This is a genomic window from Amycolatopsis orientalis DSM 40040 = KCTC 9412 (genome assembly GCF_000478275.1).
GTDB classification, from domain to species: domain Bacteria; phylum Actinomycetota; class Actinomycetes; order Mycobacteriales; family Pseudonocardiaceae; genus Amycolatopsis; species Amycolatopsis orientalis.
In genome coordinates, this window is the sequence record NZ_ASJB01000069.1 from 161514 (window position 1) to 176905 (window position 15392).

16 protein-coding genes are annotated in these 15392 nt (G+C 68.7%); 8 read left to right on the plus strand and 8 right to left on the minus strand.

Translation table 11 applies throughout. From position 1 onward, the window contains the following. Positions 1–6: 6 nt before the first annotated feature. From L324_RS25025 to L324_RS25045, 5 genes are all read right to left on the minus strand, one after another. Positions 7–801, minus strand: coding sequence for a tryptophan synthase subunit alpha (locus tag L324_RS25025; protein WP_037313404.1), 795 nt, complete (start codon positions 799–801; stop codon positions 7–9). Then, on the minus strand, positions 798–1631 hold the full coding sequence (locus tag L324_RS42855; protein WP_037313407.1) for a prenyltransferase/squalene oxidase repeat-containing protein: 834 nt from the start codon (positions 1629–1631) through the stop codon (positions 798–800). Before L324_RS42855 ends, L324_RS25025 begins: the two co-directional genes overlap by 4 nt. A 21-nt stretch (positions 1632–1652) precedes the next feature. After that, the gene (locus L324_RS25035; protein WP_152546991.1) at positions 1653–2831 is read right to left on the minus strand and encodes a hypothetical protein; all 1179 of its coding nucleotides are present in this window, start codon (positions 2829–2831) and stop codon (positions 1653–1655) included. 443 nt (positions 2832–3274) lie between these two features. After that, positions 3275–4108, minus strand: coding sequence for an EamA family transporter (locus L324_RS25040; protein ID WP_037313413.1), 834 nt, complete (start codon positions 4106–4108; stop codon positions 3275–3277). Positions 4109–4155: 47 nt separating this feature from the next. After that, positions 4156–5145 (minus strand): AraC family transcriptional regulator, encoded by a 990-nt coding sequence (locus tag L324_RS25045; protein WP_037313415.1) that lies wholly within the window; start codon positions 5143–5145, stop codon positions 4156–4158. A 359-nt stretch (positions 5146–5504) separates the two neighbouring features. Here L324_RS25045 and L324_RS25050 point away from each other — a divergent pair, with 359 nt between their 5' ends. Further along, the gene (locus L324_RS25050) at positions 5505–6962 is read left to right on the plus strand and encodes an APC family permease (protein ID WP_037313419.1); all 1458 of its coding nucleotides are present in this window, start codon (positions 5505–5507) and stop codon (positions 6960–6962) included. Here the strand turns inward: L324_RS25050 and L324_RS25055 are convergent. Continuing rightward, positions 6942–7691, minus strand: coding sequence for a GntR family transcriptional regulator (locus L324_RS25055; RefSeq protein ID WP_037313423.1), 750 nt, complete (start codon positions 7689–7691; stop codon positions 6942–6944). The genes L324_RS25050 and L324_RS25055 overlap by 21 nt on opposite strands. Before the next feature lie 116 nt (positions 7692–7807). Here L324_RS25055 and L324_RS25060 point away from each other — a divergent pair, with 116 nt between their 5' ends. Both L324_RS25060 and L324_RS25065 read left to right on the plus strand, forming a co-directional pair. Further along, positions 7808–8677, plus strand: a complete 870-nt coding sequence (locus tag L324_RS25060) for a Cgl0159 family (beta/alpha)8-fold protein (RefSeq protein ID WP_037313427.1) — start codon at positions 7808–7810, stop codon at positions 8675–8677. A 26-nt stretch (positions 8678–8703) separates the two neighbouring features. After that, positions 8704–10188, plus strand: coding sequence for a CoA-acylating methylmalonate-semialdehyde dehydrogenase (locus L324_RS25065; protein ID WP_037313430.1), 1485 nt, complete (start codon positions 8704–8706; stop codon positions 10186–10188). A gap of 65 nt (positions 10189–10253) precedes the next feature. On the opposite strand, the gene L324_RS25070 is transcribed toward L324_RS25065, so the two are convergent. Further along, on the minus strand, positions 10254–11651 hold the full coding sequence (locus L324_RS25070; RefSeq protein ID WP_037313433.1) for an amino acid permease: 1398 nt from the start codon (positions 11649–11651) through the stop codon (positions 10254–10256). A 170-nt stretch (positions 11652–11821) separates the two neighbouring features. Between L324_RS25070 and L324_RS25075 the strand changes: the two genes are divergently transcribed. The 5 genes from L324_RS25075 (at position 11822) to L324_RS25095 (ending at position 14387) form a co-directional block, all read left to right on the plus strand. Further along, positions 11822–12727 (plus strand): glutaminase, encoded by a 906-nt coding sequence (locus L324_RS25075; protein WP_037313436.1) that lies wholly within the window; start codon positions 11822–11824, stop codon positions 12725–12727. 43 nt (positions 12728–12770) lie between these two features. Further along, positions 12771–13262, plus strand: coding sequence for an MSMEG_6728 family protein (locus L324_RS25080; protein WP_037313439.1), 492 nt, complete (start codon positions 12771–12773; stop codon positions 13260–13262). Then, positions 13262–13468 carry a hypervirulence associated TUDOR domain-containing protein gene (locus L324_RS25085; protein ID WP_037313442.1) on the plus strand — a complete coding sequence of 69 codons (207 nt, stop codon included), beginning with the start codon at positions 13262–13264 and terminating at the stop codon, positions 13466–13468. The genes L324_RS25080 and L324_RS25085 overlap by 1 nt, the downstream gene beginning before the upstream one ends. A gap of 71 nt (positions 13469–13539) precedes the next feature. Next, positions 13540–13950 carry a VOC family protein gene (locus tag L324_RS25090; protein WP_235783641.1) on the plus strand — a complete coding sequence of 137 codons (411 nt, stop codon included), beginning with the start codon at positions 13540–13542 and terminating at the stop codon, positions 13948–13950. A 20-nt stretch (positions 13951–13970) separates the two neighbouring features. After that, positions 13971–14387 carry a hypothetical protein gene (locus L324_RS25095; protein WP_037313448.1) on the plus strand — a complete coding sequence of 139 codons (417 nt, stop codon included), beginning with the start codon at positions 13971–13973 and terminating at the stop codon, positions 14385–14387. 55 nt (positions 14388–14442) lie between these two features. Here L324_RS25095 and L324_RS25100 read toward each other — a convergent pair whose 3' ends face one another. Continuing rightward, a complete protein-coding gene (locus L324_RS25100; RefSeq protein WP_037313451.1) occupies positions 14443–15312 on the minus strand; it encodes a LysR family transcriptional regulator in 870 nt (289 codons plus the stop codon). Positions 15313–15392 lie beyond the last annotated feature (80 nt).

Here is a 15392-nt window from a genome sequence, read left to right on the forward strand (position 1 = left end):
GTCTCCTCAAGTACGTACGCGCATCGGTTGGGACCGCGCGGCGGCCATCCCGGAGAACCAGCGGCCGAACGCCGCCGTCCCGCCGTCGCGGAGGACGGTGAGCGCGTGGCTGCCGACGATGAACCCGTCGGCGCCTTGCCGGGCGACAGCGGCGACATCGCCGGGATCGCGGATGCCGAAAGCGGTGTAGACGGGCAGATCCGGGCGAACCCCGCGGATGTCGTCGATCCGGCGGCCGAGTCCACTGTCGACGGTGCCCGCCCGTCCGGTCTCCGAACTGAGCGCGAGGTACACGAACCCGTCGCCGCTTCCGAGCGTGTCCCGCTCCTCGTCGGTGACGGGGCCCGCGGTCACGCGCAGCGGCGGCACCAGGGCGATACCGTGCCGGCGCGCCCGTACCGCGTATTCGGGGAACGGCCGGGCATCGTGCTCGCAGAGCATCCCCGCGCACCCCGCCAGGATCTCGTCACCGGCACGCCACTCGTCCACGGACGGCCAGGCCGACCGGTAGACGATGCCGACCCGCACCGGTGCTTCGGCGAGCCATTCACGGAGGCGGGGTGAGCGTGGGTCCAGATTGTCCGGCCCGGCCTTCGCCAGCGCCTCGGCGACGACGCCGCCGGTACTGGCGGAGAAGTCCGCGTCGAGCAGGATCGGGAATTCGACGAAGTCCGCTCCTCCGGCGACGGCGGCGCGGACGGCGGCGAGACTGGTTTCCCAGTCGGGGAAACCCGGGATGAGATAGATCCCGAAGCCGAGCCTCCCGGGAACGGCGGCCTGTTCGCGAAGCGGCGCGGTCATACCGGCTGCTCCTGACGGGAGGCCGCGATGTCCATCACCCGCAGCGCGCAGTAGGTCTCCCACAGCGTCGAACCGGGATTCGTGCTGAACCCGCCGTCGGGCTGCGCGCACCGCCGGACGGCGGCGTCCAGCTCCGCCCAGGGCCAGGCCAGATTCAGCAACTCGACGGTGCGCGCGCCCCAATAAGCGCTGGCGAGCGACCATTCCGCTTCGGACGGCCGCATCCGGATGTGCCCGAACCCGTCGTCGCACGAGACGACGAACGGACCGCTAGCCTGCGCGTCGGCGTGGTCCTGCTCGGTGCCGAGCCACTGCCGGATCGCGACCGAGCAGTAGGTCCGCTCGATGTCGGACGGGCGATCGGGCAGGAGCGCGCAGCCGTGGTCGTCCTTGGTGCATTCGCCGAGGAACGCGCGGATCGCACGGGCGGCGGACGGCTCCGGCCGGGCGCCGAGGATGATCAGGCACCGCACCCCGTAGAACAGGTCGTCCATGTCCACGACGGTCTTGTCCCCGGAGCAGAGCGCCTCGCCCACCCAGCGGACGACCGCGGCGGAATCGGGCACGGTGACCCCGGCGAGCTGATACAGCCGCAAGGCGTAATACGTCGCACCGAGGGAAGGCGCTCCACCGCTGAACATGGCGTAGGCGCCGCCCGTCCTCGCGCCGGAGGCGAATTCGAGCTCCTGTCGCGTGAGGCCGTGTCCTCGCATGGCGCGGATCTCGGCGCCGAACCGGGTGGCTTCGAGACTGGGGGCGCTCTCGTCGGTCTCGACGAGAAGCCCGTCCTTCGCACGGCAGTTCTCGACGAAGGTCATGGCGTCGGTCATCGTGATCGTTCCTTTCCTTCCTCAGCCGGGCGCGGATCCGAAGATCTCGTTCTGCGGCGGGAAACTCTGGAAGTCGAGTGCTTCGAACCCGTAGTGGGAGGGCAGTTGCTGCGGGGCCGGGGTGTGGAACAGCAGCGAATCGGCGTGCAGCCGGTTCGCCGACGCGTGGGAGTAGGCGGTGAACAGATCCAGCGCCCGGCGTTGTGCCTGCGGGACCGAGACCAGCGGCCCGGCGTCGACGAAGTCGCCGACCTCCTTCAGCACGGCCATCCCGAGGCAGAAGGTCAGCAGGTCCTGCGGTTCGGTGACCAGTCCGGCTCCGGTGCGGACCACGCGATACGGCTTCGGCATGGCTTCGAGGAGGTCACCGGCGTAGATGACGAAGTCGGCGACGTCCGTCCCGGCGATGTCCAGCTCGAGGATGCTGGGGCTGAGCAGGTAGTTGAGGTAACCGAAGATCTTGGGGTTACGGCTGAAGTAGAACAGGCAGGCGGCTTCCTCCTCCGCCCGTGTCTCGGCGTCCACCTGCCCGGCAAGCCGGGACATCACGGTGCCGTAGCAACCGGAATCGACCAGCGCGACCCTCTCGGGCTCGAACCGCTCGCCGTCCCGCAGCCCCAGCACGTCTTCGAGCGTGCCGTGATCGGCGCGGGAGGCGTGAGCGAGCCGGATGTCCAGCCCGGCGGCCGGATCGAGCCGTCGCGCCGTGAGGTAGGTCGTCAGCATGTCGCGGGCGAGGAACAGGACATGGCGGCGATCCCGGTGCACACACCACCGGACGACCCAGTCCGCGAAGGACACCCAAAGCGGGATCCAGGAGCGGATCCGCCAAAGGAACCGTTCGATCGCCGCGCCGACGCCGTCCGCGACGGAGTGACCACGGCCGGGATCGACGGCGTGGCACACCTGCGCCATCTGGACCTCGGAGAGATCGCCTTCCCCGCGCATGGTTCCGACGAAGTCGTGGATCGCCTCGTCCATACCGGGCGCGGCGGAACCCGTGATGGCGCACCAATGGTGAGTCCAGTACTCCCCCATCCGCGCCCATTCGGCCGACGCGCTGACCGCGTCGTGGCCCGGACAGTCGACGAGCAGGCCGGTCAGCCACTCCGGGACGTCACCGGCAGGCACCCGGGAGCCGCCGGCCAGCACGGCCGCGGCACCTCCTCTTCGGGATTTCGTTTCACGCTCCTGGGACATACATCTGGCCCTTCGGTCGGTGGTACCGGGGCGCCACGCCGCGAATCCGGTGTGGAGGGGAGGAACGGGTACCGGTGGGTGACGCCGTCGTTCGCTACTGATTCGACCGTATGAGCCGGAAGGGACCGTGGCGATCACTTCGGCGCACGGTCCTGTCCATGATCCGTACCCAGGTCATGGAGACCCAAGGCCAAGTCGGAGGCGGGTACGGACCGTTCGGTACACGCTCCGGGCCCTTCACGCGGTCGAGGTCCGCGAGGGCCGCCTTCACCCTCGGCTGAAACGCAATGCCAGGAACTCAAGGGGCGGCTGCGCTTGGTAGTCCGGTTGTGACATCGCTGGTGCCTGCGGGCTTCGAGTGTGGAGGATTCAGGGCATTGAACGTCCCGAATCCTCCACACAAGGAGGCCTTCACGGACCGCCGTCCAGTGCGACTGGTGGTGCTAACCGGCCAGGAGTACGACGGCGGCGGCCGCGCCGACGAGCCCGAGGACCTGTGGCCGATTCAGACGTTCTTTGAGGACGGCGATGCCGAGGAGCACCGGGATGGCGGGATACAACGAGGACAGCACCACCGAGATGGCGAGCAACTGCCGTTGGGTCGCCAAGGTGTACAACACGATCGCCGCCGCCCCCAGCACCCCGGTGAACACGGCCGGGAGCACCAGTTTCGGCCGCAGACCGGCACCGGGCGTCCCCGACCGGATCATGGGGAGCAGGGCGAGTGCCGAAATCACGCGGCTGGCCACGATCGGCCACAGCCCGGCCGACGGATCGACCTGTCCGAGCCCGATGTTCTGCAGCGCGAACCCGGCGCCGGCGATCAGTCCGTCGACGGCGCCGTGCGCGGTGCCGCCGTCACCGCCGTTCCCGCCGCGCGCGATGAGCCACAGCGCCGGGAAGGCGACCACGATCCCGCACCAGGCGAGCGGATCCGGGCGATCGCCCAAGAGGACGACGCCCGCGAGTACCGGTACCGCGACTCCGCCGACGACGCTGAGCGGCACGACGACGCTCATCCGGCCGCGGCTCATGCCCCGGTAGAGGAAGAGCACGCCGATCCCGGTACCCAGCCCGGAAAGTCCGCCCCATGACAGATCCGCCACCCCGACGGAGGGAGCCCGGACGAAGAAGGCGGCGGCCGCCGTGACGATCAGGCCGCCGACCTGGCCGATCAGCGCGACAAGTTCGGGTTTGGCGTGCCGCGAGAGGAGTCCGGCGGCGAAGTCGGCGAGCCCGAAGCACAGGGCGGAGAACAACGCGAGTGTCTCACCCATGCGTTCCTGCCTAGTGCATGATCACCGGCCCCGCAACTTATCCGGCGTCAGCGAAAAGGGACGACAAGGCGGCGCAGTGTATGGGAGGGAGCCTCGCCGAACCGGTCGCGATAGGTGGCCGCGAAGCGTCCGAAATGGAAGAAGCCGTGCCGCTGCGCGACTTGCGCCACGGTGACCACGTCGGGTTCGCCCGACGCCAGATCGGCATGGGCGCGCTGCAACCGGACATCGCGGAGATAGGCGTTGGGCGTGGTCGCCAGATGCCGTTTGAAACCCTTCTCCAGCGCGCGGACGCTCACTCCCAGTTCACGGGCGAGACTCGCCACCGAATGGTTCCGGTGTGGCTGCCCTTCGATCAGCCTGGTGGCCTCCCGAATGGTTCGGGAGGAAACGAGTTTCGCCTCACCGGTCACGACATCCCAATAATTGTGCTTCTGCGATGCCAAAAACGTTGTCATCAATCCCTGTTCGACGGAATCCGCGACGACGTCGATTTCCAGCGCACTGTCCGTGTCGTCCAGTGACCCCAGGTAGGCGGCCAGCGCGTCGTACCAGCCTTTGGCGGGCTGGCGACCGAGGTTGAGCACCTCTTCGAAGCGCAGGGGCTGCGGCAGGGCACGGCCCAGCATCGCGCTCAGCCGCATTTCCAGGACCCCGCGGTCGATGACGACCATCAGCTGGGCGAACTCCTGCGTCCAGCGCAGCTCCATCGCGGCCCCGGGATTGGCGACGTATCCCCGCCGTTCCCGGATGTGCAGCTTTCGCTTGCCACCACTGACGGCGGCGCGGCCGGTCACCGGGATCGAAATCAGGAACCGGCGCCGGGGACATTCCACCCGCAGTCCGGACGCGGCCGGATACTCGATGTAGGCGACGGTGAAGTTCTTCGTCTGGCGGGCATGCACCCGGCCCGGCGAGCCTTCCGGCGCGGAATTCGGGTGCAACCGGGATTCGCCGAGCAGACCGGCGAGTGTCTTCTCCATCTCGTCAGGGTCTTCCGAAACCAGCAGCGTGTAGTTTCCGAGCGGCCTGTCCACCCGAGTGCCCCCTTTTCGGACAGCGACGAATGGGGCACTTGCCGTGAGGTACCCCCAATTAACGGAACACCGGGCCACCTGTCGGGCTGGTGGCCCATTATCACGGGTACCCAATTCGATCGGGTGACGTGAACGTAGTGGGTGAATCCGTTCGAATAGCCTAATCGCGCCACGGAGAAGCTCCTCGGTAACCACTCACGCGAACTTCAAACGCGTCGATTCCGGTCAATCCGCGCACGCTCGGGTACCGCTCGCCGTCACCCAGCGCTGACGGGCAAGCGATACGCGCGCAGCGACAAACGACCCGGCGGGACGCGCTCCCATACTGGCTCCTCCAGGGCCGGATGAGGAGTCAGTGAATGAGCCGAGACGACACATCGCTCGCCAAGAACGTCCTGGGCGTACCGGGCATCGTCTTCCTCGTGCTCGCCGCCGTCGCGCCACTGACCGGGATGGTCGTGATCGCGGCCATCGGCATCGCGGTCGGGAACGGCGGCGGCATGGTCGCGGCCTTCCTGCTGGCCACCGTGGTCCTGCTGCTGTTCGCGGTCGGCTACGCGCAGATGTCGCGGGTACTCACGAGCGCGGGTGGCTTCTACGCCTTCGTGGTCAAGGGGCTGGGCAGGACGCCGGGGCTCGTCGCCGGGTTCATCGCGATGCTCGGCTACAACTGTTTCGTCGCGGGCGCGATCGGTACGAGCGGGTTCTTCACCTCCACCGCGATCGACGACGTCTTCGGCCTGAAACTCGATTGGCTGTTCTGGAGCGCGCTTTCGGTCGTGCTGGTCCTTCTGCTCAGCCGCCGGGGCATCGCGGTCAGCGCGAAAGTACTGGGCGTCTCCCTGATCCTCGAAGTGTCGATCCTGCTGGTGATGGACTTCAGCGTGCTGTTCCGGCACGGCTTCTCGTTCGCCGCGTTCAGCCCGTCCGTCCTGTTCCAGGGCGCCGGCGGACTGGCGTTGTTGTTCGCCGCCAACGCCTTCATCGGGTTCGAGGCGACGGCACTGTTCGGCGAGGAGGCCAAGGATCCGAAGCGGACGATCCCGCGGGCGACCTACATCGCCATCGGCTTCATCGGCGTGTTCGCCGCGTTCACCACCTGGGCGGTGGTCAGCGCGATCGGCGCCGAACAGGCGCAGGACGTGGCCGCGGCGCATCTGTCGAGCGGGGATCTCGTGCTCTCGGTCGCCCAGGAGTACCTCGGCGGCCCGCTGACCAAGGTGATGCTGCTGCTCCTGGTGGTCAGCCTGTTCGCGGCCCTGCTGGCGCTGCACAATTCGGCGACCCGCTACCTGTACGCGCTGGGCCGGGCCGGTGTGCTGCCGCGTCTGCTGGGCAGGACCGATCCGCGCAACGGCGCGCCGCGTCACGCCTCGATCGTCCAACTGGCCTTCGGATCGTTGGTGGCACTGGGGTTCCGGCTCGCCGGGCTCGACCCGGTCGCCGATCTCACGGCGAGCATGACCGGTTTCGGCACCCTCGGGATTCTCACCCTGCAACTGTTCGCGGCGGTCGCGATCCTGGTCTACTTCCGCCGGACCCGCGACCGCCGGATCGTGAAGACCCTGCTCGCTCCCGGACTGGGCGCGGCGGGGCTCGGGCTCATCGTGACGCTGGCGATCCTCAACTTCCCGACCCTCGCCGGGTCGAGCAACGGCGTCGTCCCGCTGCTGCCGTGGCTGCTCCTGCTGGTCGCGCTGGCCGGGATCGCCCTCGCCGGCTGGCTGCGCCGGTTCCGCCCGGCGGTGTACGCGGCACTGGAGACCGACCTGGAACGCGATCCCGCGCCGAGGGCGTCAGACGTTGTTGGTCAGTGAGAGGTTGAACGAGTAGCGCGAGGCGCGGTAGAGATGCCAGCCGTACTCGACGACCCGCCCGGTGTCGTCGTAGGTGGTGCGCCGCATGGTGAGCAGTGCCGCCCCCGGCCTCTCCCCCAGCAGTTCGGCGTCCTCCTCGGTCGCCTCGCGGGCGCCGACGTTCTGCTGGGCGGCGTGCAACCGGACGCCCGCGGATCGCAGTAGCTGATAGAGACCCTTGTCCCGCAGTTCGTCGTCGTCCGGGTCGATGACGCCGTCGGGCAGGTAGTTGTTCATGACCGCCAGCGGTTCGCCGCCGGTCGAGCGCACCCGCTTGAGCCGCCGGACCCGGGTCAGTCCGGGCGTTTCGAGCCGCTCGGCGGCGTCCTCACCGGCGGGCTCGACCTGGTTGACCAGGACGACGGTCTCCGGCTTGTCCCCGAGTTCGCTGAGATCGTCGAAGAGGCTGCTCAAGCGGAGCGGGCGGGCGACCTTGGTACGCACGACCTGTGTGCCGACACCGCGTTTGCGGACGAGCAGCCCCTGGTTCACCAGCGACTGGATCGCCTGGCGGATGGTCGGCCGCGACAGATACAGCCGCGCGGCCAGATCGACCTCGTTGTCGAGCCTCGCGCCGTTCGGCAGCCTGCCGTCCTCGATCGCGGCCCGGAGCTGCCGGGCGACCTGGGCGTACAGCGGCTCGGGGCTGTTCGGATCCACCACGATCTCGCCGGGTGCCCAGGGAATCATGCGCGGAGCCTACCGCGACGAGCAGTGTGGTCGTTATGACCTTATGTCCATATGTCTTGACAAAGTTCAGGGCAGTTGCGAACGTCGAGTTACCACGCGAGCCAGGAGGATCAAGGGTGTCGGACACAGTACGCCGGGTAGTCGCCGCACGGGTCCGCGATCCGGAGGCCATCGCGGCGGCCGCGGCCGCCCGGGTCCGGGCGAAGTCGCCGTTCAACGACAAAGGCGCCGCGATGATCATCGCGGCCGATCATCCGGCGCGCGGCGCGAACGGCGTCGGCTCCGACCCGCTCGCGATGGCCGACCGCGGCGAACTGCTGGACCGCCTCTGCCTGGCGCTGGAGCGGCCCGGGGTCACCGGGGTGCTGGCGACCCCGGACGTCATCGACGATCTGCTGATCCTCGGCGTCCTCGAGGGCAAGACCGTCCTCGGCTCCATGAACCGCACCGGCCTCGCCGGATCGAGTTTCGAGATCGACGACCGGTTCGCCTGCTACGACGCCGAGGCGATCGAACGGATGCGGTTCGACGGCGGCAAGACGCTCACCAGGATCTGCCTGACCGACCCGGCGACCCCTGGCGCCCTCGAGAACACCGCGAACGCGATCAACGACCTGGCGGACCGGAAACTGATCGCGCTGGTCGAACCGTTCCTCGCGGACTGGGTCGACGGACGGCTCCGCAACGACCTCTCCCCCGACGCCGTGATCCGCTCCATCACCATCGCCTCCGGCCTCGGCCGCTCGTCGGCCTACACCTGGCTGAAACTCCCGGTGGTCGAGGACATGGAGCGTGTGCTGGCCGCCTCGACCCTGCCCACCGTCCTGCTGGGCGGGGAGGTCAAGGATCCCGACGCCGCGTTCGCCGCCTGGCAGCGCGCGCTCGCGCTCCCGACCGTGCAGGGCCTCGTGGTCGGCCGGTCCCTGCTCTACCCACACGACGGCGACGTCGCCAAGGCCGTCGACACCGCCGTCGGGCTGCTGTGAATCCACTACCGGTGAAAGGCTGTCCCGTGAAGACCATCGAGCATTGGATCAACGGCACCGCGACCACCGCGGGCTCGACCCGCACCGCTCCCGTGTACGACCCGGCGGCGGGACGCCCGCGGTCGGAGGTGCTGCTCGCGGAACCGTCCGATGTGGACACCGCGGTGGCGGCCGCGGGCAAGGCGTTCGAGACGTGGGACGATTCGTCGTTGTCCCAGCGGACGAAGGTGATGTTCGCCTTCCGCGAGCTGCTGGTGCGGCACGAGGACGAACTCGCCGGGATCATCTCCTCCGAGCACGGCAAGGTGCTCGACGACGCGCGCGGCGAGATCGTCCGCGGCCGGGAGATCGTCGAATACGCCTGCGGGATCGCCGACGCGCTGAAGGGCGGCTTCTCCGACCAGGTCTCGCGGGACGTCGACGTCCACAGTTTCCGGCAGCCGCTCGGTGTGGTCGCCGGGATCACGCCGTTCAACTTCCCGATCATGGTCCCGTTGTGGATGCACCCGATCGCCATCGCGACCGGGAACACGTTCGTGCTCAAGCCCAGCGAACGGGTCCCGTCCGCCTCCCGGCTGGTCGCCGAGCTGTACGCGGAGGCGGGGCTTCCCGACGGCGTGTTCAACGTCGTCAACGGGGACAAGGTCGCGGTCGACGCCATCCTCGACCATCCCGGCATCGCCGCCGTGTCCTTCGTCGGCTCCACCCCGATCGCCAAGTACGTCCACGAACGCGCGACGGCCACCGGCAAACGCGTGCAGGCCTTGGGCGGGGCCAAGAACCACGCCGTCGTCCTGCCCGACGCCGATCTCGAGTACGCCGCGAACCACCTCACGGCCGCCGCGTTCGGTTCCGCCGGACAGCGCTGCATGGCGATCTCGATCGGCGTCGCCGTCGGCTCGGCGGGCGACGAACTGGTCGAGATCCTCAAGCGCAAGGCCACCGAGATCAAGGTCGGACCCGGTCACGAGGACGGGAACGACATGGGCCCGGTCGTCACCCAGGCCGCGCGGGAACGCGTGATCGGCTCGGTCGCCCTCGGCGCGGAGCAGGGCGCGACCGTGGTCGTCGACGGCCGGGAGCTGCGGGTCGACGGACATCCGGAGGGGTTCTTCGTCGGACCGTCCCTTTTGGACCACGTCACGCCGGAGATGTCCGCCTACCGCGAGGAGATCTTCGGGCCGGTACTCGGGATCGTGCGCGTGTCCACTGTGGACGAGGCCATCGCCCTGATCAACGCGAACCCTTACGGCAACGGGACGGCCATCTTCACCGGTGGCGGCGAGGCGGCGCGGAGGTTCCAGCGCGAGGTGAAGGTGGGGATGATCGGGGTGAACGTGCCCATCCCGGTGCCGATGTCCTACTACTCCTTCGGCGGCTGGAAGGACTCACTCATCGGGGACAGCCCGATCCACGGCCCGGAAGGCGTCCGGTTCTACACACGGGCGAAGGTCGTGACCACGCGGTGGCCGCACAGCGCCGCCGGCTTCAACTTCCCGACGTCGAGCTGACTCCCGCGTTTAGTCCTCTGGATGCGTTTCCCCCACGCATTCAGAGGACTGAACGCGGGTCACGATCAGCGCATTTGGCGCTGCATTCGCCGCTGCCGGTTCCCGACGAAACGCCAGCCGACCGCCAGGACGACGACGAGTACGGGAATGGAGTAGAACGCGATCTTTTCGGCGCCGTCGGAGAAGCCCATCAGGACGACGACCAGCGCGAGGAAGCCCAGCGTCGCCCAGCCGCTGTAGGGCGCCCACGGCATCCGGTAGGACGGCCGTTCCAGCTCCCCGCGCAGCGCCGCCTGACGCAGCCGCATCTGGCAGAAGATCAGCGTCGCCCAGGTCGTGATCACGCCGAGCGAGGCGATCGCGATCGCGATGTCGAAAGCGTCCTTCGGCACCAGGTAGTTGAGCACCACGCCGAGCACGTAGGCGGCCGAGGTGAACAGGATGCCGCCGTAGGGCACGTGACGGCTGCTCATCCGGCCGACGAACCCAGGCGCCTCGCCCTTGTCCGCGAGCGCGCGCAGGATGCGGCCGGTCGAATAGAGCCCGGAGTTGCAGCTCGACAGCGCGGCGGTGAGCACGACGGCGTTCATCACGTCGCCGATGCCCGGGATCCCGAGGCGGCTGAACACGGTGACGAACGGGCTTTCGCCGCCGTTGTAGAACGGCCACGGCAGGAGCATCGCCAGCAGCAGCACGGATCCCACGTAGAACACGCCGATCCGCCAGACGACCCCGTTGATGGCCTTCGGCAGCACCTTGCGGGCGTCCTTGGTCTCGCCGGCGGCGATACCGACGACCTCGATCGCGGAATACGCGAAGATGACCGCCTGCAGCGTCATCAGCGCGATGCCGATACCGGCCGGGAAGAATCCATTGTGGGCGGTCAGGTTGTGCACTCCCGCCGTGGTGCCGCCGATGTCGGCGCCGGTGAGCACCAGCCCGGCCGCGGTGACCAGGAAGACCACGATGGCCAGCACCTTGACCACCGAGAACCAGAATTCCAGTTCGCCGAACAGTTTCACCGAAAGCAGGTTCACCACGATCAGCACACCGAGCGCGACCAGCGCGGTGATCCACTGCGGCACGTCGGGCAGCCATTTGTGCACGTAGATGGCCACCGCGGTGATCTCCGCGATCCCGGTCATCGCCCAGTTCACCCAGTACATCCAGCCGGAGGCGAAGCCCGCCCACGGCCCGATGAACTTGCGGGCATAGGTGACGAAGCTGCCGGAAGTCGGCTCGTGCAGCACGAGTTCGCCGAGTGCGCGCATCACGAAGTAGGCGGCGATGCCGCAGAGCGCGTACGACAGGACCAGTGACGGTCCGACCTGGTGGAGTTTGCCACCCGCACCGAGGAAAAGCCCGACGCCGATCGCGCCGCCGATGGCGATCATCTGCACTTGGCGGTTGCCCAGCGCTTTTGAGTAGCTTTCACCTTTTTCGGTGAGCAGCGAGGAATCCATGGTTGCCAGACGCTAGAGCGTGTGCGGCAGGTCACCAACACTGCTAAGGAAGACTTAAGGTGTGCCGGACGTCACTCCGGTGGTTTTCCTGGTATTTCCCTTTTCGATTTGACAAGTTCACTCGCGAACCCCGATCGTCGCGCGCGAAGGCGGCCTCTTACGCTACGGCCGTGGACCTCGCAGCGCTGCTGGACCGGATCGCCGACGACGTCGCCCCGGAGATCGGCCGCGGCTCCGTCGCGGACTACATCCCCGCACTGGCCAGGGTCGAACCGCGGCGGTTCGGGATGGCGGTGGCCGAAGTGGACGGTCGGCTGCACGGGGTCGGCGACTGGCGGACGCCGTTCTCCATCCAGAGCATGTCGAAGGTCTTCACCCTCGCGCTCGCGCTTTCCCACGGCGACGGGGTCTGGACGCGGGTGGGCCGCGAACCGTCGGGCAACCCGTTCAACTCGCTGGTACAGCTGGAAAACGAGGACGGGATCCCCCGCAATCCGTTCATCAACGCCGGCGCCCTCGTGGTGACCGACGAACTCGCGCACCACGGCGACGCGGCGGAAACCCTGCTTCGGTTCCTGCGTGAGGAAAGCGGGAACGCGGACATCGGGATCGACGCCGAGGTCGCCGCGTCCGAGGCCGGGCACGCCGACCGCAACCGCGCGCTCGCGTACTTCATGGCGTCCTACCGGAACATGCGCCGTCCGGTGCCCGACGTCCTCGACCAGTACGTGCGCCAATGCTCGATCGCGATGAACTGCGCGGACGTCGCGCGCTCGGCGGTGTTCCTCGCCCGGCACGGCGTCCGCAACGACGGCAGCCGGCTGCTCGGGCTCAGCGCGGCCAAGCGGGTCAACGCGGTGATGCTGACCTGCGGCACCTACGACGCGGCGGGCGAATTCGCCTACCGGGTCGGACTTCCCGGCAAGAGCGGCGTCGGCGGCGGCATCGTCGCGATCGTCCCCGGCCGGTGCGCGGTCTGCGTCTGGAGCCCCGGCCTGGACGCCCGGGGCAACTCCGTGGCGGGCGTCGCGGCGCTGGACCGGTTCACCACCCTCACCGGCTGGTCGATCTTCTGACCAGCGCGGTTTCGAAGTCCGGTGGACCGGGAAGCCACCCCGTGTGCAGACGTTCCTCCCGCTCGCCGACTTCCGGGCCTCGGCCGCCGCACTCGATCAGCGACGGCTCGGCAAGCAGCGCGTGGAGACCATCCAGGTCCTGCGCGCGCTGACGGTGCCCGGCTACGGCTGGCGCCACCATCCGGCGGCGGCGATGTGGGCCGGCTACGAGGAGGCGCTCGTCCGGTACGGATTCGACGTCTGCGAGGTCTGGTGCGCGACGGGCAGGCAAGACACGTGCCGGGAAACACTGCGGCTCGACCTGCTTGACGCCACCGGGCTGGACCGGGTCCGCACCCAGGCCGAACTGGCGGAAGACGGCGGCCTCCCGCCTTGGCTCGGTGACCCCGAATTCCACCTCAGCCACCAGTCCGCCCTCGTCCGCAAACTGCCGGAGCACTACCGCCCGCGGTTTCCGGACGTGCCCGACGACCTGCCCTATCTCTGGCCGGAGTCGGACCGTCCACGACGGATTCCCGTCCGGAAAGGATCCTGATGAAACGCTTCCACAAGGGAGACAAGGTCCGCTGGAACAGCCACGGCGGACACGCCGAAGGTGAGGTGCTCCAGGAGATCACCTCCGACACCGAAGCGGCCGGCCGTACCGTGCGGGCTTCGAAGGAAGAACCGCAATACCTCGTCCGCAGCGACAAGAGCGGTGGCAAAGCCGTCCACAAGCCCGAGGCACTCGAGAAGATGTGAGCCACCCAAGTGTCCTGGCTCTAGGCTGATCGGCGACGAAAGGGGACACTGTGCGGCAGAACGTGCACTTCATGACCTTCGCGACCGCCGACCTGGACGCCGCGCGTCGCTTCTACGCGGACGCGCTGGGCTGGCACCCGCTGGCCGACGTACCGGGCGAGATCATCTTCTTCCAGGTGGCGCCGGGTGTGGTGCTGGGCCTGTTCGACGCGGCGAGTTTCAACCGCGATCTCGCCGACGGTTCCGACCACACCACGGTCTCCGGTGTGACGGTCTCGCACAACGTCGACAGCCCCGAAGAGGTCCGGTCGATTGTGGACGCCATGACCGCCGCCGGCGGAACCATCCTGAAGGAGCCGCAGCCCGGCGAATTCGGCGGCATCTTCCATGCCCATGTCCGCGATCCGAACGGCATCGTCTGGGAGATCGCCCACAACCCCACCTGGCACATCTCCGAAGACGGCACGGTTTCGCTCGGCTGACGACAGGGAATCACCCGATCATGGCCGGATCACCCACAGAACCTGACGACCAGACGATCGACGCCGTCGGAAAGCTGGTCTTCGCCCTCGAAACGGTCGAGCAGGCGCGCGGCCACCTGTACGCGTTCCATCACCTCACCGGAACCGCCGACTTCGCACTCGGCGAGGCCGTCGAAGGGCTCAGGAAGGCCGGGCATCCGGACTGGGCGGACCGGATCCAGGCGGAGCTGATCGGGCTCAACGTGCTGGCGGATCGATGGACCTTCCAGGTGGTCGAGGAGTACGACGACGGCTACTACTCGACCTTCCGCGGAATGGCCCGGGACGTCGCCGAAGACCTGACGGGTGGGCGGCTGCATCTGCATGAAGAGCAGCTCAAGCGGCGACGCCGCACCGAAGGGCGGCCGGGGCACGAAATGGGGCGGCCCAGCACCTGAGCAGTGGGGCACGCGGGTCGTGAGTGGCAAGTGTCGTTCTAACCGTCATTACCACTCACGAGGGGGCGGCACTCACGACCACGGCGGTCTTCGCGAACGAGCGGATCAGCGGGCTGTCCTGGCCGGTCACCCACGCGACGACGAGCGGGCTCGGCGGCATGTCCGCCAGCGGCACCCAGACGAGTCCGGCGGGCAGGGCGTGCCCGCGCGGCGCGATGCCGGTCGCGCCGTTCCACAGGACGGCCTGCTGGCATTCGGCGACCGTGCGCACCACCGGGCCCGCGGGCCGCTCCCCGACGGGCACCGTCCCGTGCCAGTATTCGCGCCAGAGCGGGTCCGTTCCGTCCGGCAGCTGGAACCAGGGCCGATCGGCGACGTCGGCCAGCCGCAGTGACGTCCGGCCGGCGAGCGGGTCGCCGTGGCGCAGGACGATCCCGACCGGGTCGGAGCGCAGGACGCGGACGCTGAGGCCGGTTTCGTCGAACGGTGACCGGGTCAGCGCGACGTCGGCCAGACCGGCGCGCAGGCCGGTGGTGGGGTCGGTGAAATCCGCTTCACGGAACCGGATCGAGACCTCGGGATGACGACGGCGGAAGGCCTCGGCCAGCCGGTCGCCCGCCTCCCCCGCGCCGTCGGCCAGGATGCCGACGGTGAGCGTCGCGGGGCCCGCCGCCGCCCTCACCAGAGCGCGGGCGCGTTCGGCCTGGTCCAGCAGGGTACGGGCCTCGGCGTAGAGCGTGTTTCCGGCCGCGGTGGGTTCGACGCCGGCGGCCGAGCGGAGCAGCAGCACCACGCCCAGGTCTCGCTCCAGCTGCTGGATGGCCCGGCTCAGCGGCGGCTGGGTCATCCTCAGCCGCGCGGCCGCCCGGCCGAAGTGCCGCTCGTCGACCACGGCCACGAAGTAGCGCAGCAGGCGAAGGTCCATCACCGGCGATGATACCCATCCGGTATCGGAGCGTCGAAATCGGACTTGGACGGCGGACGGGCACCGGCGGGAGATTGGGA